The organism is Mesorhizobium sp. PUT5, assembly GCF_052216645.1.
GTDB lineage: Bacteria > Pseudomonadota > Alphaproteobacteria > Rhizobiales > Rhizobiaceae > Mesorhizobium.
Window position 1 is genome coordinate 3,173,839 of sequence record NZ_JBQOSO010000003.1, and the last position, 16,307, is coordinate 3,190,145.

The following is a 16,307-nucleotide window of genomic DNA, read 5'->3' on the forward strand; positions in this document are numbered from 1 at the left end:
GCCGGCCCGGGCGGCGGCGCTGATGCACCCCGCCCGGGCCAGGCATCTGCCTGTGCAGCGGCATGCAAGCCTCGCCGCAGCACAGGCTGGCTTCGACGCGCAGCGACAGCCCGGCGATCACGTCGGAAAATGAGGAAGATAGACACCGCGATGACGCAAATGCAGCACACAGGAGCGCTCTCCCCGCCCGCCACGCCGGTCGCCGGCGTTTTCCGGGCCCGGCCGATCTATGCGCCGGCGCCGCTGCTGGTGTTCCTGCTGGTGTTCTTCGTGGGACCGCTGCTGCTGGTGCTGGGCGAAAGCCTGCATCTGTCGCAACTGAGGCCGAGTTTTTCGGAATATGCGCGGATATTCACGGACATCTACTATCTTCGGGTCATCTTCGACACCCTTGCCCTGGGCGCCCTGGTCACCGTCATCTGCGCCATCGTCGGCTATCCTTTGGCCTATGCCATCGCCCGCTCCACCGGCACGCGCAAAAGCCTTCTGATCTTCGCCATCGTGATTCCGCTTCTGGTGAACGTGGTGGTGCGCTCCTTCGGCTGGATGGTGCTGTTGAGCGGCAAGGGGGCGATCAACTGGACGCTCACCCTGCTCGGCCTTCCGCCGCTCAACCTGATGTACAATTGGGGAGGCGTCCTCATCGCCCTCGTGCATGTGCTGCTGCCGTTCATGGTGCTTTCGCTCGCCAGCACGCTGGAAACCCTGGACCCGAAGCTGGAGGAAGCCGCCGCCGTGCTGGGGGCGACGCGCGCGCGCATATTCCGGCGCGTCATCCTGCCGCTGAGCTATGAAGGGCTGTTCACGGGCTCGATCCTGGTTTTCACCCTGTGCGTGGGAAGCTTCGTGACCGTGATGCTGCTTGGCAGCACATCCACGATGGTATTGCCGCTTCTCATCTACCAGCAACTCAACGTCGCATCCGACTGGCCCTTCGCGGCAGCCATGGGCATGACCCTGCTCGCCATCGTCATGGTCATGGTCTGGCTGCAGTCGCGGGCGCGCCGGCGCCGCTGGAGGCCCTGATGGATACGCTCGCTCCCTGGCATCGGATCGTCGTCACGCTGACGATCGCCTTCCTCGCCGCGCCCGTCCTCATCATCGTCGGCGTGGCCTTCACCTCGGCCGAGTTCGTCAGCTTCCCGCCCTCCGGCTTCTCGCTGAAATGGTTCGAGAAGGTGCTGACCGACGCGCAATTCGTCGTGCCGCTATGGAATTCGTTCATTCTCGGCGTCGCAGCGACCATGGCAAGCGTGATCCTGGCCGTCCCGGCGGCGATCGCCCTGGTGCGAAGCGAGCTGCCGATGAAGGAGGCGATGCTGGCCTTCATGCTGTCGCCGCTCAGCCTGCCGACCATCATTCTGGCCGCGGCCTTGCTGTTCTTCCTCGCACGCTTCGGCCTCGGCACCTCGCCCGTCGGCCTGCTCATCGGCCATGTCGTCATCACGGTGCCCTATGTGCTGCGCACGGTGCTCGGCGTCTATGCCGGCATCGGCACCGAGGTCGAGGAAGCCGCGCGCACGCTCGGCGCGCGCCGCTGGCAGGTGTTCCGGCATGTCACGCTGCCGATGATAAGGCCGGGCCTTTTTGCCGGCGGCATCCTGGCCTTCCTGCTCTCGTTCGACGAGGTCGCCGTGGCGCTCCTTTTGTCGAACGCCGACACAACGACCCTGCCGGTCGCGGTGCTGAGCTACCTCGTCTACAACTACGATCCCGCCGTGGCTGCAATCTCCACCATACAGATCGTCATCGTCGTCGTCCTGCTTCTCGTCCTGGAGCGCTTCCTGGGCGTCAAGCACCTGATAGCAGCATAGAACGGGCCGGAACCCATGCAACGAACCCAGACTGCCGTATCGATGTTGCCCTATCTGTCGTTTTGCGAGGTCGGCAAGAAATACGGCACCTTCACCGCCGTCGACAATGTCAGCATCGATATCGCGCAGGGCGAGTTCGTGGCGCTTCTGGGGCCTTCGGGCTGCGGCAAGACCACGCTGCTGCGCTCCGTGGCCGGCCTCGTGGCCCCGACCTCGGGCGACATCCTGCTGTGCGGCAAGTCGCTGCTCGCCGTGCCGGTCGAAAGCCGCGATATCGGCATGGTCTTCCAGAGCTACGCGCTTTTCCCGCACATGACGGTGGCCGAGAACGTGGCCTTCGGGCTGCAGATGCGGCGGCTGCCGAAAGCCGACATTGCCGGGCGCGTCGCGGAAGCCCTTGCACTGGTGCGCATGGACCCGTTCGGCGAGCGCTTTCCCGGCCAGCTCTCGGGCGGGCAGCAGCAGCGCGTCGCGCTGGCCAGGGCGCTCGTCACCCGGCCTCGGGTGCTGCTGCTGGACGAACCGCTTGCGGCGCTCGACGCCAAGCTGCGCGAGGCCATGCAGTTCGAGCTCAGGCAGTTGCAGCAGCAGCTCGGCATCACCACCGTCTTCGTCACCCATGACCAGCAGGAGGCGCTCGCCATGGCCGACAGGGTCGCCGTCATGAACGCCGGGCGGGTGGAACAGTTCGATACGCCGCGCGTCATGTATGACGAGCCGGCGACGCCCTTCGTGGCCGAGTTCATCGGCCAGATGAACCAATGGCAGGCGCGGCTGGTCGAGCGGGGCCGGGACGGCGCGCGGCTTGCCTGCGCGACCGGGGAGATCGAAGTGTGCAAGGTCCATGCGGATGTGCCGGTGGGCGGCGGCGTCGCCGTGATGGTGCGGCCCGAGAAGATGGAGGTTCGCGCCCAAAACGGCCAGGCTGCAACCGGCAATGCCGTTTGCGGCCATCTGAAGGGCGTGATGTTCAGCGGCGAAAAGACGTTCTGCTATGTCGAAACGCCTTTGGGGCTGATGACCACGGTCATGCAGAACCGCGTCACCGGCGCGGATCTCGGGCTCGCCTCGGGCGACGACGTCGTCGTCACGTGGCGGCCCGAAGACACCGTCGCGTTCCCGTCAGCGTGAGGCCGGCGCCATGAGCACATAACCGCCGGCTGCCCGCGAACAGCCCACCCTTCCAGTTTTCGTCGGCCGAACGAAAGCGACGAGCATGGTGCTCGCCGCATGCGGGTTCTTTTGCGCCGACTTTGCCGAACAAGACCATTCCACTGCCAGTTACAGGAGCAGACCCGATGACCGACATTTCCCCCCATGGCCGGACCGCCTCGAGCCAGGACTGCGTGATCGAAGCCGGCTGGGCACTGGTGGAGCGAGACGGCCGGCAGCAGTTGGAGCGCGACGTCTCGATCGTGGTCCGCGGCGACACGATCGCCGAGATCCGCAAGGGCCGCGTGCGCGGCTGGGAATCGCGGGTCGACGCCGGCGACTGCCTCGTGCTGCCGGGCTTCATTTCCGGGCACACGCACACCGCCGTCAGCAGCCCGGCGCGCGGCCTGATCGAGGGCGGCCGCTTCATGGACCGGCCGGTCGAGATGGCGATGAAGCTGGACGACGAGCAGCTCGACGCCCTGACCGCCTACAATATCGCCGAGATCATGAAGTCCGGCTGCACGACATTCGTCGAGATGAGCGCTTCGCTGCGCCACGCGCAATCCTTCGTGCGCGTGGCAAGCGCCTGGGGCGTGCGGGCCTATGTCAGCGTCATCGCCCCCAACATGGACCGGCTCTACAAGCTCTGGTACCGCGAAAACGACCAGATGCTGTTCGATTCCGTGCCCGAGACGCTTCAGGAAATCGAAGCTGCGCGGCGCTTCGGCCTGGCGCTCAATGAGACGGACGGCGATCTGCTGCGCGGGCAGATGGCCATCCACGCGGCCGACACGCAGACGCCGGAGACGCTGAAGGCCGCGCAGAAGGCCGCCGAAGAACTCGGCAACGGCGTCCATATCCATCTCGCGCAGCGCCTCCGCGAAGTGGAGGTCTGCGAGCGGCTGTGGGGCATGCGCCCGGTGGCCTGGCTGGAGAGCCTGGGCTTCTTCGAGCAGCCCGTGATCGCCGCGCATCTCTACAAGATGGACATGGTGCTGGACCCGCCGATCCTGAAGCGGCACGGGGTCAACTATGTGCACTGCGCCTGCATGGCGAGCCTGCTGCACCAGGCCTCCCAGCCCTTCCCCGAAGCGCTCGCAGGCGGGCTCAACATTTCGCTGGGCATCGACCAGATATCCAACGACTATCTGGAGAACATCAAGATCGCGACGCTGAACGGGCAGTTGCGCACCACTTTGCTGGAGCAATACAGCGAGGCCAAGATGCAGCGCCCGCGCATTGCCGATGCGGTGCGCGCGGCAACGGTCGGCGGCGCCGACATGCTGCGGCGCAAAGACCTCGGCAGGCTCGCGCCGGGCGCCAAGGCGGATTTGTGCGCGGTCAACGTCACGACCCCCCTCGGCGGGGTCGGCGCACTGCCGCCGGAGCCGCTGCATCATCTGCTCTATTCCAGCGGCCGCAACGTGCGGCACGTCATGACCAACGGACGCTTCCAGGTTCTGGGCGGCAAGCTGGCCGTGGCCGATGAAGGGCGCGTGGTTGCCGAAGGCGGCAAGGTCAGCGAGCGGATCTGGAAGCTCCTGGAGAGCGAGAACTGGTTCGACGCACCGCCGCCCGCCAACTCGCGAGGCTGATCCAGGAGGCGCGCTCCTGCCTCCGGGCCGATATCGGCGACGCCGCCCGGCAGTCGCCGATTCTCGCCGACCTGCGGAAACACGGGGGGCGCAGCGCTCATTCGTCCCGTCTAAGCGGCCGGAGGATGTCCGCCCGCAGCATCCAGTCGGCGCCTGCCAGCAGCCCGGCAAGGCGGCTGGCCGCCTTTTCCCGCTCCGCTGCCGTCCCGTGCAGCAGGCAGAGCTTGCAGGCGAGGGCCGAAATCCTCGCATCCTTATCGTCCATGAGGCTTCGCAGGCGAGGCCATGCCCGTTTCGTGCAGCCGATCCGCGAAACCAGCTCCAATGCGCTTCGCCTCTTGCGTCGACTGCCGTCGCTCTCGTTGTCCACGGAAGGGTGCGGCGATGTCGTTGCCGGCACGAGAAGGGGCAATGCCGCCCGGCCGAGGCGCAGCAGGGCCGCTTCGGCCAAAGGCCTTGCCTCATCCTCTCCCAAGGCAGGGACAAGGACCGGCGCGGCCTCTGGACGGTCGAAGCTTCCAAGGGCCCCGACCACGCCCGCCAGATAAGGCAGCCTGCGCCCAAGCTTCAGCAGGAGTCGAAAGCTTGCATCGTCGCGGCGCATCTCGGCCAGGGCACGCGCCGCAGCTTCGACGACCGCCTCGTCGCCGAGACGCTGCGCGGGATCCGCGCCCAGTTGGGGTATCGACAGGAAATCGGCCAAGACATCGCTGCTTCCCAGTGACCTGAGGGCCCGCACCGCCCGGCATCTGGTTTCGAACAGCCCGCTTGGGTCACTCCGGAGCAACACTTCCTTCAGGCTGGGAATGGCCTCGTGCCCGCAGGCTATGACAGCCAGGACGCCGCGGTCGCCGTCCTGCAGGGAGCGGAGCGATTCCATTGCGGCTTCGAGATCATGGTGACCATTCGACGGCATTGTCTCAGCCTCGTTTTCAGCGCCGCGCCGGGTTCGTCCGACGCCTGCCTGCGCAATGACCAACGATTCGCGGACAGGATGCGTCTCGTCTGCGAGATTGCCACTCCGTGGGTTTCTCGTCGCCCGGATTCAATGCGCCATCCCGGCTGCCTGTGCTATTGGAATGCGACAGCAAGCGGAGTCGGAAAACGTGACCCTCACCAATCGAGACATCGTGGAGCTTACCGCATGGCGGCGCAAGCTGCACCGGCAACCGGAGATCTCGAACGAGGAGGACAAGACCGCCGCAGAGGTCGTCGCCTTCCTCGCCGAGACGAAGCCGGACAATATGCTGACCGGATTGGGCGGACACGGCGTGGCGGCGGTCTACGACAGCGGCGCGGCGGGACCGACGGTCATGTTCCGGTCGGAGCTCGATGCGCTGCCGATCCACGAGGTTTCGGGCGTGCCGCATGCGTCGCTGGTACCGGGCAAGGCCCATATGTGCGGCCATGACGGGCATACCGCGATCCTGGCCGCGCTGGGCCGCCAGTTCGGGCGTCAGCGGCCCGCCCGCGGCCGTGTCGTCCTGATGTTCCAGCCGGCGGAGGAGACCGGCAACGGCGCGGCCGGCGTCGTCGCCGATCCGCGCTTCAGCGGGATCGCGCCGGATTTCGCCTTCTCGTTGCACAATCTGCCCGGCGTGCCGTTCGGCGAGGTGCGGCTCAAAGCCGGCGTCGTCAACTGCGCCTCGCGCGGCATGCGCATAATGCTGGAGGGCAAGACCGCGCACTCCTCCATGCCCGAGACCGGCGTCCCGCCGGCGATGGCGATCAGCGAACTGATCCCGGCGCTGCCCGCGCTCGGCAACGGAACCTTCGCCGATGACGAGTTCGGCATGGTGACCGTCACCCATGCCCTGATGGGCGAAGCCGTGTTCGGCATCGCGCCGGGACATGCCGAGGTCTGGGCCACGCTGCGCACCCGGCGGGACGACCGCATGGCCGACCTGTGCGCCGCCGCCGAAGCGCTGGCCGCAGGGATCGCCGGCCGGCATCGCCTTGCCGTGCGCTACGACTATCACGAGATATTCGTCGCCAGCGTCAACGCGCCGGAGGCCGTGGCGCATCTGCGGCGGGTACTCGACGAGGAGAGTGTCCCGCACGGGGAAGGCGACCTGCCGATGCGCGCTTCGGAAGATTTCGGCGTGTTCGGCCACAATGCCGCATCGGCGATGCTCTTCCTGGGCGCGGGCGAGCACCACCCTGCCCTGCACAATCCCGACTACGACTTTCCGGACGACCTGATCCCGATCGGGTCCAGGATATTCATGCGCACGGCACGAAATATCCTCGGTTAAGGCGTGACCCCGAAGTGGCGGAAACCGGACGTTTCGACCGGCACCCGCTTTTGGACGGGTGCCGGCGAGGCGGATGCGGGCCTCGAAAGACCCGGCTCAGGCGTCCAGCCAGACGTTCTGGAGGTCCATCTCGAAGGTCTGATGAACGCTGTAGTTCCTCACCTTCTTGTTCATGTGGCTGTAGAGCTTCTGCCAGAACGGCTGAATGATAACGCCTGAATCCTGCAGTATTTGCTCGACATCCTTCATGACCTCCCTGCGCTTGTCAACGTCGTTGATCGACAATGCCTCGTTGAGCTTGGCGTCGAACTCCGGATTGGAGTAGCCGGACTCGTTCCAGGCTTCTCCGGTCCGATAGCCGAGCGCCAGCACCTGGACGGCAAGCGGGCGCATGTACCAGATCGTCATGGAATAGGGATATTTCGTCCAATCGTTCCAGAAGGTCGAACCCGGCAGCACGGTGCGCTTGACCTTGATGCCGGCCTCGCGCAGTTGCGCCGCAATCGCGTCGCCCGTGTTCTTCTGCCAGTCGTCCTCGACCGTGATCAGGTCATGCTCGAAGTCGGCCTGGCCGGCTTCCTCCATCAGCTTCCTGGCGCCCGCCACGTCGCGGGTCTTCTTGGGCAGCGGATAATATTCGGGATGGATGGGGCTGACATGGTGATTTTCGCCAACCGTTCCCCGACCGTTGTAGCCGAGCTGAAGCACGACGTTGTTGTCGACCGCCATTTGCAAGGCGTTGCGCACCCGCTGGTCGTCGTAAGGCTTGTTGGCCACATGGGTGCGCGCCACCAGGGTCGTAGCCGTCGCAACCTCGGATTTGACCAGATCCATCTTGTCCAGGATGTCGATGAAGTCGGCCGGCGTCTCCAGGTTGAGGTCGATCTCGCCGGAGTCGAAAGCGTTCACCGTGGCATTGAAGTCGGTGCCGTAGTCGATGAACTCGACGCCGTCGAGAGGCGCCTCGCCGCCCCACCATTTTCCATTCTGGCGGCGCTTGACCACGGCCTTCACACCTACGTCGTAGGAGACCAGCTCGAACGGCCCGGTGCCGATCGGCTTGGCTATGGGATCGGCGCCGCCAGCGTCGAAGCTGCGGTGAACCACCAGCGCGGGATAATCGGTGAAGTTCGGGATGATTGCGATATCCGGCTTGCTGAGCTTGAGCTTCACCGTATTGCCGTCGACCTTGGTGATGGCGCCATCCCTTGCCTTGCCCGTCTTGTCGTCGATCAGCGCCCCGACACGGGCGGCCATGGAATTGCCGGCGACATCCTTCTCGCACCAGCGCGCGATGTTGAACGCCACGTCGTCGGCGTCGAACGTGTCGCCATTGTTCCAGGTCACGCCCTTGCGGACATGCAGAACATATTCCGTGGCGTCGTCGTTCACCTCCCAGCTTTCAAGCAGGACCGGTTCGAACGTGAACTGGTGCGTATACCGGACCAGCGGTTCAAGCCAGGTGCGCGTGATGTTTCCAAGCTCCACCCAGTCATAGGTGCGCGGGTCCTTCTGGGCCTTCACGGGCATTGCCGCGCGCAGCGTTCCGCCTTTCTTGACCTCCTCGGCGAAAGCCGGCCGAGGGGCGGCCAGGCCCGCCATCGCGTAGGCCAGGGCTGTCGATGCCCCGAATGCGCTCGCCAAGGCCAGAAATTCGCGTCGATCCATCCGGCCTTCACGCGCATCCTTGGCCATCTGCTCGATGGCCGCCGGCACTCGATTGCCGTTGCTCCTGTAGAATCGCATGTTCTCCTCCTTCTTCTTCTGTTCCCGTCGATCGCCGTCGATATCTTCCAGGCTCAGATCCTCATGCCGAACCTGATGCCGTCATAGATGGCGGCGTGGATATTGCGCGAGGCCACGGCATCGCCGATGCGCAGCAACAGGAAGCCGCCTTCCGGGTTGCGCAGCGGGAAGATGTCGCCGCCGGCCACCAACCTTTCGTAGTCGACGGCGCCGCCATTGCGCGACAGCGGCTTCAGCGCCAGGTAAAGGTCGTCCAGCGGCAGGGTGCCGTGCTCCACCACCACCTGGTCGACGCGGCGCTCCGCCCGCCAGCCTTCGGCGAAGTCCGAGCCCAGCGCGGCGACCAGCCGGTTGCCCTCGCGCCGCACCGCCGCCAGCCGCGTGTTGATGGTGACGGTGACGCCCTTCTCGTGGAAAGACCGCATATAGGGCACATGGTTCATGCCGCCCATTTCGGGCGCGAAAAAACGCTCGGGCGAGACCAGTTCCAGCCGCGATCCGGCATTGGCGATCAGCTCTGCCGCGCCCATGCCCTGATGGCCGCCATTGTCGTCGTAGAGCAGCACCGTCTCGCCGGGCTTCGCCGCGCCCGACATGATGTCCCAGCTCGAAGTGACGAGGTCGCCGCCGGTCTCCAGCGGCGGGTTCTGCGGCACGCCGCCGCTGGCCACCACCACCACGTCGGGGGCGAGCGCCAGCACGTCGTCCTTCTCCGCCCAACTGTCGTAGCGGATCATGACGCCCAGCCGGTCGAGTTCGGCCAGACGCCAGTCGACGATGCCGATCAGCTCCCTGCGGCGCGGGTTCTGGACCGCCAGCCGCACCTGTCCGCCGGCGTGGCCGGAGGCTTCCAGCACCGAGACCCGATGGCCGCGCTCGGCCGCCACCCGCGCCATCTCCAGCCCGGCCGGGCCGGCGCCGACCACGACCAGGTTCTTCGCCGGCCCGCCGCTCCTGCCGATGACGTGCGGGATCGACGCCTCGCGCCCGGTGGCGGCGTTGTGGATGCAGAGCGCCTCGCCGCCCTCATAGATGCGGTCGAGGCAATAGGTGGCGCCGACGCAGGGGCGGATCTCGTGCTCGCGCCCCTCCATTACCTTCTTCACGATGTGCGGGTCGGCGATGTGGGCGCGCGTCATGCCCACCATGTCGAGCTTGCCGCTGGCGATGGCGTGGCGCGCCGTGGCGACGTCGGAGATGCGCGCGGCATGGAAGGTCGGGAACTTCGTTGCCGCCCGCACCTCGCCGGCGAAGTCGAGATGCGGGGAGGCGCGCATGCCGGTCACGGGGATGACCTTGGTCAGCGCGGCATCGGTCTCGATCGAGCCGCGGATGATGTTGAGGAAATCAACCTTGCCCGACCGCGCCAGCAACCGGGCGATCTCCACGCCTTCCTGCTTCGACAGGCCGGCGGCAAAATCCTCGTCCGCCACCATGCGGATGCCGACGACGAAGCGTTCGCCGACCGCCGCGCGCACGGCGTCCAGCACCATGTGCGTGAAGCGCAGCCGGTTTTCGAGCGGGCCGCCGAACGCGTCGTCGCGATAGTTGGTGGCGGGCGACCAGAAGCCGTCCATCAGATGGCCGTAGGCCTCGAACTCGATGCCGTCGAGGCCGGCCGCCTGGCAGCGTTGCGCGGCGGCGGCATAGTCGGCGACGATGCGCTCGATGTCCCAGTCCTCCGCCGTCTTGGGGAAGGCGCGATGCGCCGGCTCGCGCACCGGCGAGGCCGAAAGCACCGGCAGCCAGTCGGCCTTGTTCCAGCCGGTGCGGCGGCCGAGATGGGTGATCTGGATCATCACCTTGCAGTCGTGCTCGTGGCAGGCGTCGGCCAGTTCGGCAAGCCACGGCACGATGGCGTCGTCGTAAAGATGCAGGTTGCCGAAGGCGGCCGGGCTGTCGCGCGACACGATGGCCGACCCCGCCGTCATGGTCAGCGCCATGCCGCCTCTGGCCTTTTCGGCATGGTAGAGCCGATAGCGCTCCTTCGGCATGCCGTCTTCCGAATAGGCCGGCTCGTGGCTGGTCGACATCACCCGGTTCTTCAGCACAAGGTGCTTCAGATGAAAGGGCTGAAGGAGAGGATCGGTGCCGGGCAAGGAATTCATGCGCGCATCACCCCGATATCGAGCACAGACTGCATCCTGATCATCCTACCGGCCGATTTACATCCATGATGGGACCGCCGCTCACATGACGGTATCCGCCAGGCTCTCCTCGCGCTGCGCGATGAAATGCTTGAGGCCGTCGGCAACGCCCTCGTCGAGCCTTGGCTCCTCGTAGTCGGCGAGCATGGCGCGCGCCTTCTCGCGGCCGCGCATGTCATGGTCCTTCGCCCCCTCGGCCTTCCACTGTTCGTAGGAGTTGAAATCCATCATGCTGGGCATGAAGAAGGCCGACTCGAAATGGTCGAGCGTATGCTGGGTGCCCAGGAAATGGCCGGCCGGACCCACTTCGCGGATCGCCGCCATCGCGTCCTTGAAATCGTCGAACGGCACGCCGCCGGCATATTTGTACCAGCCGACGAGTTGTTCGCAGTCCGTCGCGAATTTGGAATAGCCGCAGGTGAGGCCCGCCTCCAGCCACCCGGCCGAATGCCAGATGTAGTTGGCGCCGGAAAGGATGGCGGCGTGCATCAGCATGTTCGCCTCGTAGCCCGCCTGGGCGTCGTTGAGCTTCGAGCCGACATGGAAACCCGACGTGCGCCACGGCAGCCGGTACTTTCTCGCCAAAGCGCCCATCAGATACATCATCTGCGCGGCCTCGGGCGTGCCGCCCATGGGCGCGCCCGTCTTCATGTCGACGGTCACCATGAACTGTCCGTAGATCTGCGGCGAACCCGGGCGCAGCAATTGCGTGAAAGCGACCCCTGCCAGCGCTTCCGCGTTGACCTGCGCGGTCGCCCCGACGGAAGAGGCCGAGGTCGAGGCGCCGCAAAGGGCGAACGGCGCCAGGATCAGCGGCTGGTTGTGGCGCGCATAGACCTTCATGGCGTCCAGCATGGTGGCGTCCCACACCAGCGGTGAATTGCAGTTGGTGATCGACACCAGGACCGGATTGTCGCGGACGAAATCCTCGCCGAAGACGATGCCGGCCATCGCCATCGTGTCCTCGGCGCGGTCCTTCGACGTGACGATGCCCATGAACGGCTTGTCGGAATGCTTCAGCGCCGAGTGGATGATGTGGAGATGGCGTTTGGGCACCGGGATTTCCATCGGCTCGCAGATGATGGAACTCGATGAATGCAGCGCCGGCGCCATGTAGGCGAGCTTGTGGAAATTCTGGAGGTCGGCGAGCGTGCCGTAGCGTCGGTTGTTGTCGAGGTCGCGCACGTAAGGCGCGCCGTACATCGGCACGAAGACGGAGTTCTTGCCGCCGATCCGCACCGAGCGTTCGGGATTTCGTGCATGGAGCGTGAACTCCGAAGGAACTTTCGACACGAGGTCCATCAGGAAACCGCGTTCAAGGCGCACCCGGGTACCGGAAACGTCCGCCCCGGCCTTTTTCCAGAGCGCGATGGCTTCGTCATCGCGGAATTCGCATCCCACCTCTTCCAGGATGGCGAGCGATTCCTGGTGGATCAGTTCGACGGCCTCGTCGGGAACGATCTCGTAGGCGGGAATGTTGCGCACGAGCGTCGGGAAGGAGGCGACCGGCGCGCTCCGCGCAGCCCTGCGCCCGACCCGGCCGCCGCCTCGACGATGGGATACCGATGCTTCCTGTGTCGCGACTGTATCCGTCATGCTCATGCTAGCTCTCCCTTGGCTCTAGGAGAACGCCTGCGGACCGGTTGTTCAAGCGAAATAGGAAGCCGGCTCGCTTGAGCTGAACTCAACGATCCAAGGGAGAGCAACCAGTCCCTCAGCAGTTGCGCCTGCAAGCTCAGCGGCCGGCGGGCGGTCCAAGTGACGAAGTAGGACTGCGGGGCCGCGATCTCGGCATCCGTCACCCGCACCAGGTTGCCGGCCTCGATCAGCGGCGCGACAAGGCTCTCCCAGCCCAGCGCCACCCCCTGGCCGCTGCGCGCGGCCTGCAGCGCGATCACGTAGCTGTTGAAGCGCCGCACGTTGACATGCCGGTCCGGATGGCCGACCTCGCGCAGGAACTCCGACCAGGTGGTCCAGGTCCAGTCGATGCCTTCCACCGACAGGAGCTGCATCCGCGCAAGGTCAGCCACCGATTTTGCCGGATACGCCTTGGCGAAGGCGGGACTTGCAATGGGAAAGATACGGTCGTCGTAGAGCTTGGCCGAAAGTTCGTCCGGCCACTCGCCGTCGCCATAGCGAATCCGCAGGTCCACGTCGGGCCGGTCCAGACCGCGGGGATGATCCGAGATCACATGGTCGACGACGATTTCCGGATGCCTGTTCCAGAATGCGCCCATGCGCGGCATCAGCCACAGATGCGCCATCGCCATGGTGCTGCCTATGGTCGCCACGGCCTGTCCGCCCAACGATTTGATCTGGCGGAAGGTCGAGGACATTCGCTCGAAGCCGTCGCGCAATGCAGCCGCCATCGTTTCGCCTTCGCGCGTGAGTTCGAGCGCCCTGTGCCGGCGCAGGAACAGGGGAATGCCGAGTTCCTCCTCCAGCATCCGAACCTGCTTGGAGATGGCGCCGGGGGTGACGTTGAGTTCTTCCGCCGCCTTGGTCAGGCTGAGGTGGCGCGCTGCCGCTTCGAAAGCCGCGAGCGCGATCAGGGAGGGCAGGCTGTAGAAACGGCGGACCATCTGGTGTCATCCACGCCGCGCGCCGCGGCTCGATCGAAAATGCCACTCCTTCGCGTCGATTGCCTGTAGCTCAATCGCCGAGGAGTTTCACGTTGACCATTAGCCCCTGTTGTCCGTCGATGTGCAACCGTCGGCTTCCTGCACCAGGACGTTTCCGCCTCGATGCCTGCACCCGCGAGCCGCGGCGCTCTGAGCGGATGTTCCCCGCGGAGGTGGCCGGTCGCTCAGCAGCGGCGCGCAGCGAGCGTGGCGGCGTCCGAAAGCGCAGGCCAGTAGGTCTTCAGCCACAGCAGGAAGGATGCCGCCCACAGGAGCGCCGCACCGGCATAGGCCGGCCCGGGAATTTGCGGCAGCAGGCCGAGATCGGGCAATACGCGCAGCGCCACCGCCGCCGCCAGCAGCAGCGCGGCAAGCCGGGTAGCGCCCGTGAAGGAAAGCGGCTGGCCGGTGTGCAGCAGGCCGGCGATCGAAAAGACGGCGAGCACGCCGAGGCCGAGGCCGCCCATCAGCGCCATATGCAGGCCCGCCACCTCCGCCAGCGGCGCGCCGAGCCGGGCGAGCCCGACCAGGATCAGGCCCGCGCCCGCCAGCAGGCTGGAACCGGCAAGCACCATGATCTCCGTGCGCAGCGCCTCGCGGCCGACGAACGCCTCGCCGACGCGGTCCATGAAGGCGGCGCCGGCGGCGATCATCAGATAGCCGCCGGCCGCCGGCGACAGGCCGGCAAGGTCGCCGGCAATCGCCAGCGCGACCAGGCCCGGCGCGAGGTTGAGCCGGCCCGGATGCGGGCGGAACGGCGAGGTCGCCTCGGTCGGGTCCAGAACCAGATTGGTGACGGCCACCGTGATGCGCGCCAGCGCCAGCCCGAGCAGGCCGAGGAAGACGAAGCCGGCGGCATGCAGCATGCGCTGCGCCAGCTCTATGTCTGCGGCAAGCATGCCGTAGCGCGCGGCGACCTCGCAGGCGGCGAGCGCGCCGATCCACAAGACGAAGGCGAGCAGGCTGTCGGTGCGCTTCTGCAGCGAGACCCGCGCCACATAGCCCACGAGCAGCAAGGGCCAGGCAATGTCGCACAGCGCGCCCACGATGCCCAGAACATCTGCACCAAGGAAGCCGACGAGGCGGCCGCCGCCCCACAGCGCCGCCATCGGGAACAGGAACCTTGCCTGCGGCCTTTGCGTGTCGGTCCATTCGGGAACAGCGGTGGTGATGAAGCCGATCAGGGCCGCGCCGAAGGCGCCGAAGATCATCTCATGCGCGTGCCAGAGCGCCGGCGGCGTGGTGCGCGCCAGCGGCAGGTTGAGGCCGAACACCAGCACCCACTGGAACGGCCAAAGCGCTGCATAGAGCGCGCCGAGCGGGAAGAACAGGCGGAACCCCTCGTCGCCGAGGATCTTCGCCAGCGGCAGGGAGCGCGCGGGACCGCTTGCTGCGACGGTCATGCCAGCTTCCGTTCGTCGACGTCGTGGATGTGGCAAAACAGCGGGTCCTCGCGCAGGAAGCGCTGCACCGTCTCGAACACCGCGCGGTCGTCGCGCAGGCCCGGCTCGCCCGGCAGCGGGCGCTGGCCGGCGATGCCGTTGCCGTTGGCGTCCAGCACGACGATGCGGTGGGCGATGCGCGCCGCCTCGATCAGGTCGTGGGTGACGAACAGGGCGGCGAAGCGCGCAGCGCGCGCGGCCTCGATGACGAGGTCCTGCATGCGCCGCTTCAGCGCCACGTCGAGCGCCGTGAACGGCTCGTCGAAGAACAGGAAGTCCGGCTCCACGGCGAGCGCGCGCGCGATGGCCACCCGCTGGCGCATGCCGCCTGAAAGCTCCACCGGATATTTGCCGAGATCGGCGGCGTCGAAGGACACGCGGGTGGCGGCGGCCTCGGCGCATGCCTGCCGCTCGCCGCGCCGCATGCCGGCGATGCGCAGCGGATAGGCGATGTTGTCGCGCGCCGTCGCCCAGGGCAGCAGGCGCGGTTCCTGAAACACCATGGCGTGGCGGCCGTAGCCGCGCCGCACGCTGCCGCGCAGCGGCTCGACGATGCCGGCCGCGACATGGACCAGCGTGGACTTGCCGCAGCCGGAAGGGCCGACCAGCGCCACCACCTCCGAGGAACCGACGGCCAGATCGATGCGGTCGAGCACGGTGCGGCCGAAATAGGCGTGGCCGACGCGTGCAAGCTCCAGAGGGGTCGTCGCCACATTCATCTCTTGACGCCCCAGGGCTGGGCGGCGGTACGCCAGCGCTCGAACTCGGCGCGCACCGGATGGACGACGCCGTATTCCACCGCGATCAGCGCGGCGACGGCGATCAGCACCCAGGCGAGAGCGCCGGCGATGTCGAGATTGGCGCGGCTCTTCGCCAGTTCGCCGCCGATACCCCCGACATTGGCCAGAAGCTCGGCCATGACGGCGACCTTGAAGGCGGAACCCAGCGCCAGCACCAGCGCCGGGAACAGGTGCGCCGCCACGTGGCGCAGCGACAGCGTGGTCAGCCGCTTCCACCCGCCGGCGCCGAAGGCGCGCGCCATGGCGTCGAGCCCGCGGTCGCGCGACATCACCCCTTCGGCGACGCCGACGAACACCACGGGCGACGCCGCCACCAGGATGGTGACGGCCACGGTGCCGTCGGTGGAGCCGAACCAGATCATGGCCAGCACGATCCAAGCGATCGGCGGCACGCCCAGAAGCACCGTCACCAGCGGCCGCGCAAGGCGAAGCGTGGCCGGCGAGTAGCCCGCCGCCAGCCCCACCGCCCCGCCGGCGAGGCCGGCTGCGACGAAGCCCTTGAGGGCGCGGCCGATGGTCAGAAGCGCGATGTCCCAGGTCGCGGGCCGCGAAAGCGCATCCAGCGCGGCCTGCAGGGTGGCGAGCGGCGTCGGCAGGATGAAGTCGCCATAGGCCTCGTGGCCGACCTGCCACAGCGCCGCCAGCAGCCCGAGCGCGGCAAGCCCCGACCAGGCCGACCACAGGAATCGCCCGGTGCGGCCCAGCCTGTCCAGCGCCCCGCGCAACGGACTC

Annotated in this window: 13 protein-coding genes; 5 read left to right on the forward strand and 8 right to left on the reverse strand. The window is 66.8% G+C overall.

The features are described 5' to 3' along the window. The first annotated feature begins 159 nt into the window (after nucleotides 1-159). The 4 genes from ACTDI4_RS16950 to ACTDI4_RS16965 all read left to right on the forward strand — a co-directional run bounded on the left by ACTDI4_RS16950 (nucleotide 160) and on the right by ACTDI4_RS16965 (nucleotide 4,564). Complete coding sequence (locus tag ACTDI4_RS16950; protein WP_442842258.1) at nucleotides 160-1,026, forward strand: ABC transporter permease; 867 nt, start codon at nucleotides 160-162, stop codon at nucleotides 1,024-1,026. After that, entirely contained in the window at nucleotides 1,026-1,814 is a 789-nt protein-coding gene (locus ACTDI4_RS16955) for an ABC transporter permease (RefSeq protein ID WP_442842259.1), read from the forward strand. Before ACTDI4_RS16950 ends, ACTDI4_RS16955 begins: the two co-directional genes overlap by 1 nt. 15 nt (nucleotides 1,815-1,829) lie before the next feature. Next, complete coding sequence (locus ACTDI4_RS16960) at nucleotides 1,830-2,945, forward strand: ABC transporter ATP-binding protein (RefSeq protein ID WP_442842260.1); 1,116 nt, start codon at nucleotides 1,830-1,832, stop codon at nucleotides 2,943-2,945. Between the two features lie 167 nt (nucleotides 2,946-3,112). Then, a complete protein-coding gene (locus ACTDI4_RS16965) occupies nucleotides 3,113-4,564 on the forward strand; it encodes an amidohydrolase family protein (protein ID WP_442842261.1) in 1,452 nt (483 codons plus the stop codon). A gap of 97 nt (nucleotides 4,565-4,661) precedes the next feature. Here ACTDI4_RS16965 and ACTDI4_RS16970 read toward each other — a convergent pair whose 3' ends face one another. Beyond that, nucleotides 4,662-5,444: a hypothetical protein gene (locus tag ACTDI4_RS16970; RefSeq protein WP_442842262.1), complete on the reverse strand. Its 783-nt coding sequence runs from the start codon at nucleotides 5,442-5,444 to the stop codon at nucleotides 4,662-4,664. 226 nt (nucleotides 5,445-5,670) lie between these two features. Between ACTDI4_RS16970 and ACTDI4_RS16975 the strand changes: the two genes are divergently transcribed. Continuing rightward, complete coding sequence (locus tag ACTDI4_RS16975) at nucleotides 5,671-6,819, forward strand: amidohydrolase (RefSeq protein WP_442842263.1); 1,149 nt, start codon at nucleotides 5,671-5,673, stop codon at nucleotides 6,817-6,819. A 96-nt stretch (nucleotides 6,820-6,915) separates the two neighbouring features. Here ACTDI4_RS16975 and ACTDI4_RS16980 read toward each other — a convergent pair whose 3' ends face one another. The 7 genes from ACTDI4_RS16980 to ACTDI4_RS17010 form a co-directional block, all read right to left on the reverse strand. Then, on the reverse strand, nucleotides 6,916-8,565 hold the full coding sequence (locus tag ACTDI4_RS16980) for an ABC transporter substrate-binding protein (protein WP_442842264.1): 1,650 nt from the start codon (nucleotides 8,563-8,565) through the stop codon (nucleotides 6,916-6,918). Nucleotides 8,566-8,618: 53 nt separating this feature from the next. Then, complete coding sequence (locus ACTDI4_RS16985) at nucleotides 8,619-10,664, reverse strand: oxidoreductase (protein WP_442843384.1); 2,046 nt, start codon at nucleotides 10,662-10,664, stop codon at nucleotides 8,619-8,621. Nucleotides 10,665-10,754: 90 nt separating this feature from the next. Next, complete coding sequence (locus ACTDI4_RS16990; protein ID WP_442843385.1) at nucleotides 10,755-12,308, reverse strand: trimethylamine methyltransferase family protein; 1,554 nt, start codon at nucleotides 12,306-12,308, stop codon at nucleotides 10,755-10,757. 2 nt (nucleotides 12,309-12,310) lie between these two features. Beyond that, nucleotides 12,311-13,294: a LysR substrate-binding domain-containing protein gene (locus tag ACTDI4_RS16995; RefSeq protein WP_442842265.1), complete on the reverse strand. Its 984-nt coding sequence runs from the start codon at nucleotides 13,292-13,294 to the stop codon at nucleotides 12,311-12,313. Nucleotides 13,295-13,518: 224 nt separating this feature from the next. Further along, nucleotides 13,519-14,736, reverse strand: a complete 1,218-nt coding sequence (locus tag ACTDI4_RS17000) for an NnrS family protein (RefSeq protein ID WP_442842266.1) — start codon at nucleotides 14,734-14,736, stop codon at nucleotides 13,519-13,521. Beyond that, a complete protein-coding gene (locus tag ACTDI4_RS17005) occupies nucleotides 14,733-15,488 on the reverse strand; it encodes an ABC transporter ATP-binding protein (RefSeq protein ID WP_442842267.1) in 756 nt (251 codons plus the stop codon). The genes ACTDI4_RS17000 and ACTDI4_RS17005 overlap by 4 nt, the downstream gene beginning before the upstream one ends. Before the next feature lie 2 nt (nucleotides 15,489-15,490). Continuing rightward, on the reverse strand, nucleotides 15,491-16,300 hold the full coding sequence (locus tag ACTDI4_RS17010) for an ABC transporter permease (RefSeq protein ID WP_442842268.1): 810 nt from the start codon (nucleotides 16,298-16,300) through the stop codon (nucleotides 15,491-15,493). Between the last annotated feature and the right edge of the window lie 7 nt (nucleotides 16,301-16,307).

Coding starts and splice junctions, on each gene's coding strand:
- ACTDI4_RS16960 (WP_442842260.1), top strand. CDS start 1,830: ATGCAACGAACCCAGACTGCCGTATCGATGTTGCCCTATCTGTCGTTT.
- ACTDI4_RS16970 (WP_442842262.1), bottom strand. CDS start 5,444: ATGGAATCGCTCCGCTCCCTGCAGGACGGCGACCGCGGCGTCCTGGCT.
- ACTDI4_RS16980 (WP_442842264.1), bottom strand. CDS start 8,565: ATGCGATTCTACAGGAGCAACGGCAATCGAGTGCCGGCGGCCATCGAG.
- ACTDI4_RS16965 (WP_442842261.1), top strand. CDS start 3,113: ATGACCGACATTTCCCCCCATGGCCGGACCGCCTCGAGCCAGGACTGC.
- ACTDI4_RS16955 (WP_442842259.1), top strand. CDS start 1,026: ATGGATACGCTCGCTCCCTGGCATCGGATCGTCGTCACGCTGACGATC.
- ACTDI4_RS17000 (WP_442842266.1), bottom strand. CDS start 14,736: ATGACCGTCGCAGCAAGCGGTCCCGCGCGCTCCCTGCCGCTGGCGAAG.
- ACTDI4_RS16990 (WP_442843385.1), bottom strand. CDS start 12,308: ATGACGGATACAGTCGCGACACAGGAAGCATCGGTATCCCATCGTCGA.
- ACTDI4_RS16995 (WP_442842265.1), bottom strand. CDS start 13,294: ATGGTCCGCCGTTTCTACAGCCTGCCCTCCCTGATCGCGCTCGCGGCT.
- ACTDI4_RS16950 (WP_442842258.1), top strand. CDS start 160: ATGCAGCACACAGGAGCGCTCTCCCCGCCCGCCACGCCGGTCGCCGGC.